The 15,393-nt window shown below is 65.5% G+C and carries 14 protein-coding genes; 13 read left to right on the top strand and 1 reads right to left on the bottom strand.

Going from position 1 to position 15,393, the window contains the following annotated elements; genetic code table 11:
* Position 1 precedes the first annotated feature (1 nt).
* The 8 genes from INQ48_35140 (at position 2) to INQ48_35105 (ending at position 9,439) form a co-directional block, all read left to right on the top strand.
* Positions 2-2,272, top strand: coding sequence for a N,N-dimethylformamidase (locus INQ48_35140; GenBank protein QRF62750.1), 2,271 nt, complete (start codon positions 2-4; stop codon positions 2,270-2,272).
* Entirely contained in the window at positions 2,272-3,063 is a 792-nt protein-coding gene (gene fabG / locus INQ48_35135) for a 3-oxoacyl-ACP reductase FabG (protein QRF62749.1), read from the top strand. Before INQ48_35140 ends, fabG begins: the two co-directional genes overlap by 1 nt.
* A gap of 5 nt (positions 3,064-3,068) precedes the next feature.
* Entirely contained in the window at positions 3,069-4,010 is a 942-nt protein-coding gene (locus INQ48_35130) for an ABC transporter permease (protein ID QRF62748.1), read from the top strand.
* Between the two features lie 11 nt (positions 4,011-4,021).
* The gene (locus INQ48_35125; protein QRF63084.1) at positions 4,022-4,936 is read left to right on the top strand and encodes an ABC transporter permease; all 915 of its coding nucleotides are present in this window, start codon (positions 4,022-4,024) and stop codon (positions 4,934-4,936) included.
* 3 nt (positions 4,937-4,939) lie between these two features.
* Positions 4,940-5,941: an ABC transporter ATP-binding protein gene (locus tag INQ48_35120; protein QRF62747.1), complete on the top strand. Its 1,002-nt coding sequence runs from the start codon at positions 4,940-4,942 to the stop codon at positions 5,939-5,941.
* Positions 5,938-6,909 carry an ATP-binding cassette domain-containing protein gene (locus tag INQ48_35115; GenBank protein ID QRF62746.1) on the top strand — a complete coding sequence of 324 codons (972 nt, stop codon included), beginning with the start codon at positions 5,938-5,940 and terminating at the stop codon, positions 6,907-6,909. Before INQ48_35120 ends, INQ48_35115 begins: the two co-directional genes overlap by 4 nt.
* A gap of 48 nt (positions 6,910-6,957) precedes the next feature.
* A complete protein-coding gene (locus tag INQ48_35110; GenBank protein ID QRF62745.1) occupies positions 6,958-8,787 on the top strand; it encodes an NAD(P)/FAD-dependent oxidoreductase in 1,830 nt (609 codons plus the stop codon).
* 511 nt (positions 8,788-9,298) lie between these two features.
* Positions 9,299-9,439, top strand: a complete 141-nt coding sequence (locus INQ48_35105; protein ID QRF62744.1) for a hypothetical protein — start codon at positions 9,299-9,301, stop codon at positions 9,437-9,439.
* A 295-nt stretch (positions 9,440-9,734) separates the two neighbouring features.
* Here the strand turns inward: INQ48_35105 and INQ48_35100 are convergent, their stop codons facing one another.
* On the bottom strand, positions 9,735-10,556 hold the full coding sequence (locus INQ48_35100; GenBank protein QRF62743.1) for a GntR family transcriptional regulator: 822 nt from the start codon (positions 10,554-10,556) through the stop codon (positions 9,735-9,737).
* A 138-nt stretch (positions 10,557-10,694) separates the two neighbouring features.
* Between INQ48_35100 and INQ48_35095 the strand changes: the two genes are divergently transcribed.
* The 5 genes from INQ48_35095 to INQ48_35075 are packed head-to-tail and all read left to right on the top strand — an operon-like array spanning position 10,695 to position 15,382.
* Positions 10,695-11,726, top strand: coding sequence for an esterase (locus INQ48_35095; GenBank protein QRF62742.1), 1,032 nt, complete (start codon positions 10,695-10,697; stop codon positions 11,724-11,726).
* 22 nt (positions 11,727-11,748) lie between these two features.
* The gene (locus INQ48_35090; GenBank protein QRF62741.1) at positions 11,749-12,750 is read left to right on the top strand and encodes a tripartite tricarboxylate transporter substrate binding protein; all 1,002 of its coding nucleotides are present in this window, start codon (positions 11,749-11,751) and stop codon (positions 12,748-12,750) included.
* A 28-nt stretch (positions 12,751-12,778) separates the two neighbouring features.
* Entirely contained in the window at positions 12,779-13,648 is an 870-nt protein-coding gene (locus INQ48_35085) for an isocitrate lyase/PEP mutase family protein (GenBank protein ID QRF62740.1), read from the top strand.
* Between the two features lies 1 nt (position 13,649).
* Positions 13,650-14,621, top strand: a complete 972-nt coding sequence (locus INQ48_35080; protein ID QRF62739.1) for a tripartite tricarboxylate transporter substrate binding protein — start codon at positions 13,650-13,652, stop codon at positions 14,619-14,621.
* 14 nt (positions 14,622-14,635) lie between these two features.
* Positions 14,636-15,382 carry a Sua5/YciO/YrdC/YwlC family protein gene (locus INQ48_35075; GenBank protein QRF62738.1) on the top strand — a complete coding sequence of 249 codons (747 nt, stop codon included), beginning with the start codon at positions 14,636-14,638 and terminating at the stop codon, positions 15,380-15,382.
* Positions 15,383-15,393 lie beyond the last annotated feature (11 nt).

Below are 15,393 nucleotides of genomic sequence, written 5' to 3'. Positions count from 1 at the left end.
CATGCTGAATACCGTTGCCGTCATCGGCTATGCCGCGCCGATCGAAGCCGCTTGCGGCTCGACCGTCGAATTCAAGCTCAGCAGCGCCACGCTCGCCTCGGCCCGCGCGCAGATCGTAAAGATCCGCTGCGGCGACCCCGATCCCTCGGGGCCAGGCGTTCGGCTGTTGGCTATGCCCTCACCGTTGGATGGTGAGGTCGCGCTCAACCATCAGCCGATCCGTGCCGGCTCCTGCGGACTGGTTGACGATGCGCCCGCGCTGCGCGCCCTGGGTTCATTCAGCCTCGGTTGCTGGGTCTGGCCGACCTTGCTCGACGCCGGCGCGCAGACCGTTGTGGCGCGCTGGCGTGAGGACACACAGGAAGGCTGGCGTCTGGGGCTCGATCCGCAGGGTCATGCGAGCTTCGCGATCGGAGTGGCTGGCCGCCTCTGTTCGGCCACCGCCTCTCGCGCGCTACTTGAGCGAGAGTGGGCGTTCATTGGAGCGAGCTACGACGCAACCAGCGGCAAGCTGGAGGTGTTTCAGCTCAGTCTGGACGTTCTTGCCGGGCGAGATCGCAGTGCTTCGGGTGCAGGCATGGCGCCGCCGCACGCTGCTTGGCCCGTAGATTTGTCGCTGTGCTTCGCCGCGCACCTGCTCGATGGTGATGGCGCAAAACGCCTTGCGGTGGGGCACTTCAACGGAAAGATCGATCGCCCGCGCTTGCACGCTGGCGTGCATTCTCCCGAGGCTCTGCGCGCGAGCGCCGCATCGCTGTGGCCCGCACGTGGCGACGCCGAGCTCGTCGCGGCCTGGGATTTCTCGGAGGGCATCAGCAGCGACAACATCGTTGATCGTGGCCCTCACGGCTTGCATGGCGTGTTGCGTAACGCGCCCACGCGAGCTGTGACCGGTGCCAACTGGAGCGCGCGCACGCCGCATTGGACCGAAGCGACCGAGGAGTACGGCGCCATCCATTTCCACAACGATGACATCGACGACTGCCGTTGGCAGACCAATCTGTCCTTGAAAATTCCCGCAGACTGGCCCAGTGGTTTCTACGCGCTGCGGTTGAATGCCACGGACGTCGACGGGCAGCCGGTCGAGAGCCACGTGCCGTTCTTCATCGGCGCGCAGCCCGGAAAGGCAAGAGCGCGACTGGCCTTCGTTGCTTCGACCGCGACCTTCCTCGCCTACTCGAACAGTGCGATCCGCCTCGACCTGCAACCTACCGAGGCAATGCTCGAGCAACTGTTGGTGCTGGGACCCGACGATGCCTACCTGCAGGAGCACCGCGAGCTGGGGCTCTCGACCTACGACACCCACGCCGACGGCAGCGGCTGGTGCTACGCGAGCGCCGCGCGGCCTATCCTCAATATGCGTCCCCATGGTGGTGGCTATTACCAGATGGACACCCGTGTGATCGACTGGCTCGACAGTACGGGCATTCCTTACGACGTCATCACCGACTCCGATATCCACCGCCATGGCGCGCAGCTGCTCGCAGGCTATGGCTGTGTGCTCACCGGCTGCCACCCCGAGTACTACACCCGACAGATGCTCGATGCTTTCGAGACCTACCAGGCCGGCGGTGGCCGGCATGTTTACCTCGGCGGCAACGGCTTCTACTGGCGCACGGCCTTCCACCCGACAAAGCCCGGTCGCATCGAGATTCGCCGCGGTCTCACCGGCACGCGTACCTGGGAGGGTGAGCCTGGCGAGAACGGCCTGTCCAGCACCGGTGAGCCCAGCGGCCTATGGCGAAGCAATGGACGTGCGCCACAGCGTTTGGTCGGTGTGGGCTTCGATGCCCAGGTGTTCGACCGCGGCTGTGCCTATCGGCGGCTGCCCGACAGCTTCGATCCACGTGTAGCGTTCATCTTCGAGGGCGTGGGTGAACAGGAGGTCATCGGCGACTTCGGTCTTCGCGGGGGCGCGGGCGGTCATGAGATCGATCGCGTCGACACGCGTCTGGGGTCGCCACCGCACCTTCTGCGCGTGGCTACGGCCGATGACTTTGGCTCGGGTGGCCTCGCCACCCCGGAGGAGTTTGGCGTGAGCCACCGCGGCCTGGGCGGAGATCAAAACAACCAGATCTGTGCTGATATGACCTTCTTTCCCACCGCGCGCGGCGGCGCCGTGTTCACCACCGGTTCCATCGCCTGGGGCATGGCGCTTGCGCACCGGGACTACGACAACAACGTAAGCCGCATCACCGCCAACGTGCTGCGCCGGTTCGTCGATCCTGCGCCATTCCCGGGCTTCGACGCCACCGACGCGGAGGCGCGCTGATGTTCGCATCCATGCAAGGGCGTACGGCCATCGTTACCGGTGCGAGCCGGGGCATCGGCCGTGGCATCGCCGCACGCTTCGCGGCCGCCGGCATGCAGGTGCTCGTGGTGGCACGGCGGCTGGAAGACGCCCAGCGCACCGCCAAGGAGATCGGTGGTGCCGCTTCGGGCTTTGCCGCCGACATCACCGACCCAGAGGCCACGCGCGGCATGGCCGCCGCGGCGCTTGCCCGATATGGTGCCATCGACGTGCTGTGCGCGAACGCTGGAATCTTCCCGCGCGCGCGCATCGACGAGATGACAGCAGGCGACTTCGACGTCATGACCAGCGTCAACCTTAAGGGCACATTCCTGTCGGTGCAGGCCTGTCTGGATGCGATGAAGGCACAGCGCGACGGGCGCATCGTCATCGTCGGCTCGATCACCGGCACGACCGGCGGCTATCCGGGCTATGCACACTACGCGGCCAGCAAGGCCGGACAACTGGGCTTCATGCGCTGCGCCGCGATTGAACTCGCTCCTTGGGGGATCACCGTGAATGCGGTGCTGCCGGGCAATGTGCGCACCGACGAACAGCCTGCACACAAGACCGACTATCAGCGCAAGAAGCTCGTGATGAGCCCGCTGGGCCGTCTCGCGGCAGTCGAGGACATTGCCAACGGCGCTCTGTTCCTCGCAAGCCGCGAGGCCAGCGCAATCACGGGGCAGACATTGATCGTCGACGGCGGGCAGTCGCTGCCTGAGTCGCCTTCGGCGGTCGAAGAGTCCATGGCTGCAGCCGGGAGGGACTGAGTACCATGTTTGCCTACATCCTTCGCCGTGCGGGAGCCACGCTGCCCGTAATGGCCATGGTTGCGTTCTTCATCTTCAGCCTGCTGTACCTCGCGCCTGGCGACCCGGCCGCGATGATCGCGGGTGACCAGGCCACTCCTGAGGATCTTGCACGCATCAGGGAGAGTCTCGGCTTGTCGCGCCCCTTTCTCGCGCAGTTCGCCGACTGGGCGTGGCGCGTGCTGCACTTCGATCTAGGCAAGTCGATCTTCACCGGCACGCCAGTGACTGCGCTGATCGGCCAGCGCATGGAGGCGACAGCCTCTTTGCTGGTGATGACGCTCGTCACGGCTGTCCTCATTGCGGTCCCGCTTGGGGTGATCGCCGCCTGGAAGGCGGGCAGTCTGTTCGATCGCGCGATCATGGCTTTCGCCGTGTTCGGCTTCTCGGTGCCAGTCTTCGCCGTGGGCTACATGCTGGCCTGGGTGTTCGCGCTGCAGATGCAGTGGCTGCCGGTGCAGGGCTATGTCCCGCTATCGGAGGGCGCGTGGCCCTGGTTGCAGCGGCTGCTGCTGCCGGCCTTGACAATGAGCTTTGGCTACGTCGCGCTGATCGCGCGGATCACACGCACCACCATGCTGGAGGTGCTGCAGCAGGACTATGTGCGTACCGCTCGGGCCAAGGGGCTCGCAAGCCGTGGCGTGCTTTTCGTGCATGCGCTGAAGAATGCCTCGGTGCCAATCGTCACCGTCATCGGTTTAGGCATCGCCATGTTGATCGGTGGTGCGGTGGTGACCGAGAGCGTCTTTGCGATTCCTGGCATCGGTCGACTCACGGTGGACGCCATCCTGCGGCGTGACTACCCCGTCATCCAGGGCGTGGTTCTGATGTTCAGCTTCGTCTACATGCTGATCAACCTGTTGATCGATGTCTCCTACACCTTGCTCGATCCGAGGATCCGGTATTGAACTCCCTTCACATCCCCGTGGAAGTGCGCGCGGTGCCCGTGTCTCCGTCCGAGGCCGCTTCGCAGCCTGAGCTGCTCCCGCCGGTCAAGGTGCGCCGCGGCTGGATTGGCTTCGTGCGCCGCCATCCCACGATCGCCATCGGCGGCGGTTTGCTGTTGCTCCTGGTGCTGATCGGAATCTTCGCCCCCTGGCTCGGCACGGTCGACCCAAGTGCGATTGCGCCAGCGCGGCGTACCCGTGCGCCGTCCGCGGACTTTTGGTTCGGCACCGACATGCTCGGTCGGGACGTCTACTCGCGCGTTCTGCTGGGCACCCGCGTCTCGCTCGTCGTGGGGTTTTCGGTGGCTTGCATCGCAACTGCCATCGGGCTTGCCATCGGCTTGCTGTCAGGCTTCGTGCGTTGGGCCGACGGTCCAGTGATGCGCGCGATGGATGCGCTCATGTCGATTCCTCCGATCCTGCTGGCCATTGCACTGATGGCGCTCACGCGCGGCAGCATTGGAAACGTGATCATCGCCATCACGATCGCGGAAATCCCTCGCGTGGCACGACTGGTGCGCGGCGTGGTGCTCTCGCTGCGTGAGCAGGCCTACGTGGACGCGGCCATCACTACCGGCACACCCACGCAGCGAATCATCCGGCGCCACATCCTTCCCAACACCATCGCACCGATGATGGTGCAGGCCACATACATCTGCGCCAGCGCGATGATCATCGAGGCCATGCTGTCGTTCATCGGGGCGGGCATTCCGCCGTCGACGCCCTCTTGGGGCAACATCATGGCCGAGGGCAGGGCGCTGTGGCAGGTGAAGCCCTACATCGTCTTCATCCCGGCCGTGTTTCTGTCGGCCACGGTGCTGGCCATCAATCTGCTGGGCGATGGTCTGCGCGATGCGCTGGATCCGCGCGTGGCCAAGGGGATCTAAGAGATGGCGCTGCTCGAAGTGGAAAACCTGCGCGTGCACTTCCGTACGCCCGACGGTATCAACCGGGCCGTCGACGGCCTGTCGTTTCACGTGAACGAAGGCGAGACGCTGGCGATAGTGGGGGAATCGGGATGCGGAAAGTCCGTCACCTCGATGTCGCTGCTGCGCCTGCTGCCTGAGCCGCCGGCGAAGATCGCCGGGCGCATCCGTTTTCAGCAGCGCGATCTGCTGGCGCTGGACGACGCCGCGCTGCGTGCGGTGCGTGGCAACGAGATCTCGATGATCTTTCAGGAGCCGATGACCAGCTTGAATCCGGTGCTGACGGTAGGCTTCCAGATCGCTGAGACGCTACGCTTGCATCAGAAACTCGACAAGCGCGCAGCCGCCCGGCGAGCCGTCGAGATGCTGCAATTGGTGGGTATCCCGGCGCCGGAGCGGCGTTTGCACGAGTATCCGCACCAACTCTCTGGCGGGATGCGGCAGCGCGTGATGATCGCGATGGCGCTGGCCTGCAATCCGAAGCTGCTGATCGCCGACGAGCCGACGACTGCGCTGGACGTCACCATTCAGGCGCAGATCCTCGACCTGATGGCCGAGCTCAAGGACCGCACCGGAGCGGCCATCGTATTGATCACACACGATCTTGGTGTGGTGGCCGATGTGGCGGAGCGCGTGATGGTGATGTACGCCGGACGCAAGGTTGAGGAGGCGCCAGTGGAGGAGTTGCTCGCGCGCCCACGGCATCCCTACACGCGCGGCTTGCTCGCTGCGATCCCGCGGCCTGGAGCCTCGCAGCATGGCCAGCGCTCGAGGCTGACCGAGATTCCAGGCATGGTTCCCAGCCTGAAGCAGCGCATCGATGGTTGCCTGTTCGCTGGCCGCTGTGCTCAGGCGACCGAGCTGTGCCACCGCGCGATGCCGGCCCTCGAGGCAAAGTCCAGTGGGCATTTTGCGGCTTGTCATCATGCGCCCGCCGAGACGATTCCCATGGAGCTTGTTGCATGAGCCATTTGCTCGAGGTCACGAACCTGAAGAAACATTTCCCGCTCAAGCGCAGCTGGCTTGGCCAGGCGACGGGGAAAGTGCATGCGGTGGACGGCGTCTCGTTCCATGTGGAGCGGGGTGAGACCTTGTCGCTGGTGGGCGAGTCGGGATGCGGAAAATCGACTGTGGGTCGATCCGTGCTGCGCCTGTTCGATCTCACGGGGGGGGAAGTGCGCCTGGATGGACAGCGTATCGACAACCTGTCTGCAAGGCAGCTGCGACCGATGCGCCAGAAGTTGCAGGTGGTGTTCCAGGATCCGTTCGCGAGCCTCAACCCTCGTATGACCGTGGCGCAGGTGCTTGCCGAACCGATCGAGAACTTCGAGCCAGGCCTGTCCGGGCAAGCGCAGGGTGCCCGCGTGGAGCGATTGCTGGACCTTGTTCGGCTGCCGCGCGATGCCGCGCGCCGCTATCCCCACGAGTTCTCGGGCGGCCAGCGTCAACGCATCTGCATCGCGCGCGCATTGGCCTCGAATCCACAGCTCGTGATCTGCGACGAAGCGGTCTCGGCGCTCGATGTGTCGGTGAAGGCACAGATCGTCAACCTGCTGCAGGACTTGCAGGCGGAGCTCGGACTGGCCTTGCTGTTCATCAGTCACGATCTGGGCATCGTCGAACACATGACACACCGCGTGGCCGTGATGTACCTCGGCCGTATCGTGGAGCAGGGTACTGCGCGTGAGCTGTTCGCCTCGCCTCGCCATCCCTATACACAAGCATTGCTGTCGGCTGCACCGGGTCAACCCAAAGGCCATCGGCGCATCGTGCTCAAGGGCGACGTGCCAAGTCCGGTTAACCCGCCGGCGGGTTGTCATTTCCATACCCGCTGCAGTCACGCGTTCGACCGCTGTCGCAGCGAAGCGCCCGCGCTGCAGGACAAGGGGGGAGGCCATCAGGCGGCGTGCCATTTGCAGAAACTGCCTGATTGACGAGCCATCACCTCACCAGAGCCATAGAGACAACCATCGCTATTTCCCATGACCGCCCAGACCTCTCCTGACTTTCACGACTCATCGACGGCTGCCGCGCAAGTCGCCGAGTGGCTCGACGCCCTGGCCGACACACTGTCCCAACGCAGGCTCGAGGCAATTCCAGGCTTGTTCGAGGCCGACTGCTTCTGGCGCGACTTTCTTGCGTTCACTTGGAACATCAAGACGGTCGAGGGCGCAGCGTCGGTGCAGGAGATGCTCTCGCACGCGCTGCCGCGCATGGACGGTGCCATCTCTTGGGCGCTCGATCGTGCGAGTGTGCAGTGCGAGGGGGACGTGGTGAGTGCATGGTTCCGCTTCGAGACGGCAGTGGGGCGAGGCCAGGGGCACCTGCGGCTGCGCGCCGGCCGATGCTGGACGTTCTTTACCGCCTTGCGTGAACTCAAGGGTTTCGAGGAGCGCAAGGGGCGCCTGCGCCCATTGGGGGCCGCCCACCACTATGGCCCGGGGCGTACGACCTGGCTGGAGGAGCGCGAGCGCGAAGCTGCAACCCTTGGCCTCACCAAGCAGCCCTACTGCGTGATCATTGGCGGCGGGCAGGGCGGCATCGCGCTGGCGGCGCGGTTGCGTCGTCTGGACGTGCCGACCCTCGTGATCGAGCGAAACGCAAAAGCAGGGGATTCTTGGCGCCAGCGCTACAAGTCGCTGTGTCTGCACGACCCCGTGTGGTACGACCACCTTCCCTACCTGCCCTTCCCTGAGGACTGGCCGGTGTTCACGCCCAAGGACAAGCTCGGCGATTGGCTCGAGGCGTATACGCGCATCATGGAGATCAACTATTGGTCGTCCACGAGTTGCGACAGCGCCTGCTATGACGAAGCGACCCAAGAGTGGGTGGTCACGGTGAGGCGCGAGGGCGAAACCATCATGTTGCGCCCCAAGCAACTGGTCTTCGCGCTGGGTGTTTCAGGCTATCCGAGCACCCCGGTCATCGAAGGGCATGAGACCTTCGCGGGTACGCAATGCCATTCGAGTGCCTACGAGGGCGGTGAGGGTTGGCGCGGAAAACGCTGCGTGGTACTCGGCTCGAACAATTCGGCGCATGACATTTGCGCAGATCTGTGGGAGCACGGTGCACAGGTCACGATGCTCCAGCGTTCGTCGACGCTGATCGTCAAGTCCGACACCCTGATGCAACGTGTAATCGGCAAGCTCTACTCGGAGGATGCCCTCGAGCGTGGCATCGACGCGGACCAGGCCGATTTGATCCAGGCCTCCACGCCGCTGAAGCTCTCGGCGCGGATGAATGTACCTATCTACGAGGAGATCGCCGAGGCGGATGCCGAGTTCTACGCGCGTTTGCGCAAGGCCGGTTTCATGCTCGACTTCGGAGAGGATGGCTCAGGCCTGCATACAAAGTACCTGCGCCGTGGATCTGGATACTACATCGATGTGGGCGCCTCCGAGCTCGTGGCAGAAGGCAAGATCGGCTTGCGCAGCGGGGTGGGCATCGCATGCATCGAAGCCAACCGCGTGGTGCTGACCAACGGTGAGACGTTAGAGGCCGACTTGCTGGTGTATGCCACGGGGTATGGCTCGATGAATGCGTGGGTGGCGGACATCGTGTCGCCCGAGGTCGCCGATCGGGTGGGCAAGTGCTGGGGCGTGGGCTCCAACACTGCCCGCGACCCTGGCCCTTGGGAAGGTGAACTGCGCAACATGTGGAAGCCGACTCGCCAGGCGGCGCTGTGGTTCCACGGCGGAAATCTCAGCCAGTCACGTCACTACTCGCTCTACCTGGCGCTGCAGTTGAAGGCACGAATGGAGGGGATCGATACGCCGGTATGGGGCATGGAGCCGGTGCGGCACCTTCGATAGCGCCTGCGGTGGCTATTTGGGCGCTCCCACGTTCGGGGAGAGGATGGAGAACAGCATGCCCCCTGCGTTTGCAAAATGGGTCTACGGCTTCTCTTCTCCTTTCGGCGCGAAATGCGCACAGGGCTCGTTGCGAGAGCTTGCTGTACGGCGCGAACACTGTCCGTCCTCCGTCGGCCAACGATCGGCCGTGTTGAATGTCTGCCAACACTCGCGACCACTCTCAAGGAACTCGCCGGCCCTGGGACAGGATTTAATGAATCAAAGGTTTTCGCCGGCTGCTGATGTTCGAGGCTGCGCTCGAGTACTGCATCGCCTACAAGGCTGAAGCGCGCGTACCGGTTGCAGTCGCCAGTGAGGGGCCTGCCCGAGGGCAGCGAAAGCGACGCGCCTCGCCTACGAGATCTGGAGTATGGACGCCATCTTCAACAACTGCTACGAAGATGGCTATCCATGGCGGACCTTTGTAGCGAGAGCCTCTACAGTCCCCAGTATGTGCTTACGCAGCAGTGCTGTGGCATCCGACACGCGGCCCTCGTGCCCCACGGGCCTGCCGCTGGTGTTCTCGGAGGAGATTTGGCTCGACCACGATCCGCCCTATGCCGTACTCCCGGCCGACGCCCCGGCGGCCGATCTCGACGGCTTGGTGGCGTAAAGCCGGCAGCGCTACCCAGGCCAGGTCGTCACCTCGGTCTTTGTCGACGACGATGAGCCGCAGGTGCTGGTGTCCATGGCTTAGGTTCCATGAAGCCGGCAAGCGGCGCATGACGAGAAGCGGATCAAGATCGCTCTTGGCTCTCTTCGCCCTATCGAATACCGGATGAGCCTTGGACTTGCGGCATAAACCAGTCCAAGTTTTTATCCGCACCCGCCGCGAGTCAGGATTCCATGGAAATCAACACCATCGCGCACGCGCTGCCAGGCTGAGCCTGCGGCCTGCGGCCTGCGGCCTACGGCTGGCGTGAAGGCCGGATGTCGTGCATGAAGTACCCGGCGCTCAGCGTGTTGACGGCATCGCCAGCAAAGTCCATCAGGATCCGGCTGCGCTCAGGCGTCATGCTGACGGTGATGAACTGAATCGGCCGGCCCTTAGGGTCGTGGATCACGCGCACTACCTTTAGCAGTGGCACGCCCACTTCGGTCTGCAGCAGCCGGCTTCGCGCGGGGTCGCTGATGTCGGCCGAGATTTCCTGGATCACCCGGCCGAACTTCACACCTTGCGCCAGCAGGATCTCGTAGAGCGCATGTTTGCGCAGTGACGCCATCGTGACCTGTTTGCCCAATTGCGCGGGCACCCAGGCGTCGCTCAGCATGACGGGCATGCCGCTCACGCTACGCAAGCGCAGGGCATGCACGGCCTTCTCGCCCGCGGCCAGCTGCAGCATGGCGGCGACATCGGCCGGCGCCTCGGCGCGTTCCACCAGCAGAACCTGGACGTCGGTGCCGCTGGCCGTCTGGCGCAGGCTGTCGATCAGCCCCAGGCTGGGGTTGGGGCGTGCCATCGGAACGCGGTCCTGACGCACGAAGGTGCCGCGCCCATGGCGGCGCTCCACCAGCCCGAGCGCGGCCAGGTCGGCGAGCGCACGCCGCACCGTGATGCGCGACACGCCGAAGCGTTCGCACAGCGCCTCCTCCTTGGGCAGTGCGCCGGTGTCACCGAAAACGCCCCGCGAAATTTCCTCCCTCAGTACGAGGAAGAGTTGCCTGTGCAGCGAAGTCCCCTTGGAGAACGGGGCGGGCGTGGCGTTGTGCTCGAGTGGGGAAGGGGTCATGGCCGGTGCTGTTGAAAGAAACAGCATAAGGCATGTGCTTCGCCCCTTGACTCAAGTTTATGTTGTAATAACAATATGACAACAACAGATTCGGGCGGGCGAGTTTCACAGCCCGTCGTCGGAGACAAGGAGCAGTAGATGGAAAGGTCGTTCGCAAGCGTCATGCTGCTGGCAGCGGCGGCCCTCGTTGGCGGCTGCGCCACGACGGGCGGCTTTCAGGTCAGCGAAGTCGGCAGCTTCCATGCCGGCGGGACGCAGGTCGCGCTGTCGGGCCTCGCCGAACGCGAGCTCCGCCTGACGCCCAGCGCGCCGGTGATGAAGGTCAACCCCAACGGCGAGTTCGAAACCGGCCAGCTCTACGTGCAGTACGTGAGGCTGGCCGCGCCGCGCGCCCGCTATCCGCTGCTGATGTGGCATGGCGGTGGCCTCACGGGCGTGACCTGGGAGACCAAGCCGGACGGCGCATCCGGCTGGCAGCAGTACTTCCTCCAGGCGGGGCACGACGTCTATGTGTCCGACGCGGTCGAGCGCGGGCGCGCATCCTGGTCACGCTACCCCGAGATCTACACCAGCGAACCGTTTTTCCGGCCCAAGCAGGAGGCCTGGGAAGGCTTCCGCATCGGCGCCGGCTACAGCAAGGATCCGGCGCAGCGGGTGGCGTACCCAGGTGGGCAGTTCCCGGTGGAGGCCTTCGACCAGTTTGCCAAGCAGGCCGTGCCGCGCTGGGCCACCAACAACGTCGCGACCCAGGCCGCCTACGACGCGCTGGTGGCCAAGGTCTGCCCATGCGTGATCGTCGTGCACAGCCAGGGCTCGGCCTTTGCCATGCAGGCTTCGCTGAACGCGCCGGGCATGGTCAAGGGCATCGTCGCGGTGGAGCCGGGTGGCGCGCCCGACCCGGCCGGCGTGAACCTCACCACCGTCAAGGGTGTACCGCACCTGTTCGTGTGGGGAGACAACCTGGCCGGCAACGAGGGCTGGGCCAGGCTACGCACCGCGCCCGATCGCTATCGCGCCGCATTGCTGGCCCAGGGCGGCGTGGCCGACCTGCTGGACCTGCCGGCCAGCGGCATCAAGGGCAACTCGCACATGGTGATGATGGACCGCAACTCCGACCAGGTCGCCGCCCGCATCCAGGCGTGGATGAGCGCCAACGGCCTGATGAAGTAACCGACCGCACAAGGAGCATGACATGTCGAAGAACCTGACCCAACGCCCCGCATCGGCGGGCCGCCGTGACTTCCTGGCCCAGGCGGCGCTGTCAGCGCTGGCCCTGCCGGCCTTCGCACAACCGGCCGCCTGGCCCAGCAGGCCCATCAAGCTGGTGATCGGCTACGGCCCCGGCGGCGCCGGCGACACCACGGCGCGGCTGCTGGCCGAGGGCATGCAGAAACTGCTCAAGCAGCCGGTGATCATGGACTACAGGCCCGGCGCCAGCGGCATGCTCGCGGCCGACTTGGTGGCGAAGTCGCCCGCCGACGGTTACACCCTCCACCTGACCGACGACGGTGCGTTGTCCATCGGGCCGGCCACCCGCAAGATCAACTACGACCCGCAGGCATTCACTTTCATCGGAAGCCCGGGCGGCCTGCCGCTGGTGCTGTGCACGCCGCCCAGCCTTCCAGTCAACACCGTCGCCGAACTGGTCAGCCACATCAAGGCCCATCCGGGCACGGTGAGCTATGCCACCAGCGGCGTGGGCAGCCTGCCCCACCTGCTCGGCGAGCAGTTCAAGAGCCTCATCGCCGCGGACCTGACCGACGTTCCGTACAAGGGCACCGGCGCGCTGCTGCCCGACCTCATGTCGGGCCGCGTGGCCTTCGCTTTCCCCGCGACCACGGGCGTGCTGAGCCACGTCAAGGCCGGCAGTGTCCGCGCGCTGGCGATCACGTCGCCCAAGCGGATCGCGCTGATGCCCAACGTGCCCACCATGGCGGAAGCGGGCTACCCGCAGATCAACTCGATCTACCGCTCGGCCATTGTCGCGCCGCCCGGCCTGCCGGCTGCCATCGAGGCGCAGCTGACCGCCGCCCTGCAGCAGGTCACGCAGGACGCCGCAACCATCACGCTGCTGGAGACCGGCGGATTCAACGTGGCGTACCAGCCGCCCGCCGCGACCAAGTTGGTCTTCAAAAACGAGCTGCAGAAGTGGAAGGCGCTGATCGTGGCCAATGGCCTGCACCTGAGCGAATGACCGGCGTACCGCCAAACGGAGAAAACCTTTGAAGACCAACCCAACATTGCGCCAGCAGCTTGCCGCGCCCGGCCTCGTCATCGCCCCCGGCGCCTACGACGGCATCGGCGCGCGGCAGATCGAACAGGCCGGCTTCGGCGCCGTCTACATGACCGGCGCCGGCACGTCTGCGGCCCGCGGCTACCCCGATTTCGGCTTGCTCACGATGAGCGAAATGGTGGAGAACGCGGCCGTGATGGCGCGCTCGATCAACCTCCCGCTGATCGCCGATGCCGACACCGGCTACGGCAACGAGCTGAACGTGACCCGCACGGTGCGCGAGTACGAGTCGCGCGGCGTGGCGGCGATCCACATCGAGGACCAGGTCAGCCCTAAGCGCTGCGGCCACCTGGACGGCAAGCAGGTCATTTCGCGCGAGGAATTCGTCTCCAAGATTCGCGCCGCGGTCGAGGCGCGGCGCACGCCTGACTTCGTGATCATTGCCCGCACCGACGCACGCGCCATGATGGACCTGGACGAGGCGATCTGGCGGGCCAATGCCGCGCTGCAGGCCGGCGCCGACATCGCCTTCGTCGAAGCCACGCAGTCGCTGGAGGAAATGGCCGAGGTGCCCAGGCGGGTGCAGGGGCCCTGTCTGCTGAATGTGGTGCCGGGCGGCCGCACGCCCAACATCGACCTGCGCGAGGCCGGGGCCATGGGCTACAAGCTGGCCATCCTGCCGGGGCTGGTGCTCGTCGCGGCCATGGAAGCGGCCGACGCCGCGCTCGCCCAGCTCAAGGCGACCCAGATGCCGCCCACCATCACCCGCGGCGTCGCCGAGACGTTCCGGCGGTTCGGTGCCGACGAGTGGGACGCGCTGCGCACCCGCTTCAACGCCGGCGAAACGATGGGGCGCTGAGATGACACGCAGAACCCTCCGGACTTCGGCAGCACTGGCGCTCCTGTGCATGTCCCTGGCCGCAGTGGCGGCGACGCCCACGCCCTGGAAGCCAACTCGCCCCGTCACCGTGGTCGTGCCCTACACGCCGGGCGGCGGCACCGACAGCGTGGCGCGTGCCGTCTCCAAACAGCTTTCGGTGATCTGGGGCCAGCCGGTGGTCATCGAGAACTTGCCGGGCGCGGACGGCCTCATCGGCACCCGCAAGGTCATCGACGCGAAGCCCGATGGCACAACGCTGCTAATGCAGGTGCCGGCCATCGTGCTGACCCGGTACACGCCGGGCCTGAAGGGCGTCGACCCTGTCAGCCAGCTGCAGCCCATCACGGCGGTGGCGCAGGCTTCCAATGCGGTGGTGATCAGCGGCAAGCTGCCGGCGAAATCGCTCGCTGAATTCGTCGAGTACTGCCGCCGACCCGGCCAGCGCTGCTCGGTCGCCACGACCGACAACCAGTCGCGCATCATGTCGCGCCAGTTCGTCTCGGAAGAGAAGCTGGACAGCACGGTCATCGTCAACTACCGGGGCACGGCCGCCATCGTGACCGACATGATCGCCAACAACGTCGACATGGCGTTCACCGGCATTGCCGCGGCGCTGCCCCACCACAAGACGGGTGCCTTGCGCTTCATCGCCACGACAGGGGACAGGCGCGCGGGTGCTTTGCCCGACGTCGCCACCACGGCTGAGGCGGGCTTTGCCCAGTACCGGTCCGTCAACTGGTTCGGCCTGTTCGCGCCGCGGGGCCTGCCGCCCGACGCGGCGCAGGGCCTGGTGGCGGCCCTTCGCGAGGCGGTAAAGGCGCCGGACGTGCGCACCGCCATCGTTGCCGCGGGCGCCGAGCCGCTGGTCAGCACGCCCGACGAATTCGCCGCCCAAGTCAAGGCCGAGGGCGACCGCCTCGGCGCGCTCGTCAAACGCCACCCCCTCGAATAACCCAAGGAATCACCATGACCAGACTTGACATCAAGGGCGATGCCCGTCGCATCTTCGACACCCTCAGGAGTGGCGGCATCGCCATCATCCCCAACGACGCGGGCTATGCGCTGATGGGCGGAACGTATGACGCCGTGCACCGCATCTTCCTTGCTAAGAAGCGCGGCGGGCATAAGCGCAACGCGATGCTGGCTTCCATGGCAACGCAGCGCGAACTGCACGTGCTCGACCAGCGCTCGCAGGACATGGTCGAGATGCTGACGCAGGACTACAACCTGACCGTCGGCGTGGCCGCGCCTTACCGCAAGGACCATCCGCTCATGGCCAAGGTCGATCCGCGCCTCATCGAGGCCAGCACCGGCCACGGCACGGTGGGCCTGCTGCTCAATGCCGGGCCGCTGTTTGAGGAAGTCTGCCGGCTCTGCCGCGAAGCCGAGCTGCCCGTGTTCGGCTCGTCGGCCAATCTGACCGGCACCGGCCCGAAGTTCCGGGTGGAAGACATCCAGCCCGAGCTGCGCGCGATTGCCGACGTCATCATCGACTACGGCCTGCGCAAGTACCACCACTACCAGCGCTCGGCCACCACGCTCAGCTTTGCGACCGGCGAGGTCGAGTGCCTGCGCATCGGCTCCTGCTACGAGCTGATCTGCGACGTGCTGCAGCGGCATTTCAACGTCACCCTGGCAAAGGACCCGGGGCGCGAGGTCAATGCCTCGGGCCACCTGCAGGAGTTCGCATTCAAGGAAGTCAGCTACAGCTGAAAGGGCAGGCG

It is taken from the genome of Variovorax paradoxus (genome assembly GCA_016806145.1).
In the GTDB taxonomy this organism is placed as follows: domain Bacteria; phylum Pseudomonadota; class Gammaproteobacteria; order Burkholderiales; family Burkholderiaceae_C; genus Variovorax.
The sequence above is the reverse complement of the archived record's forward strand: the minus strand, read 5'-3'. Positions and strand labels throughout refer to the sequence as shown.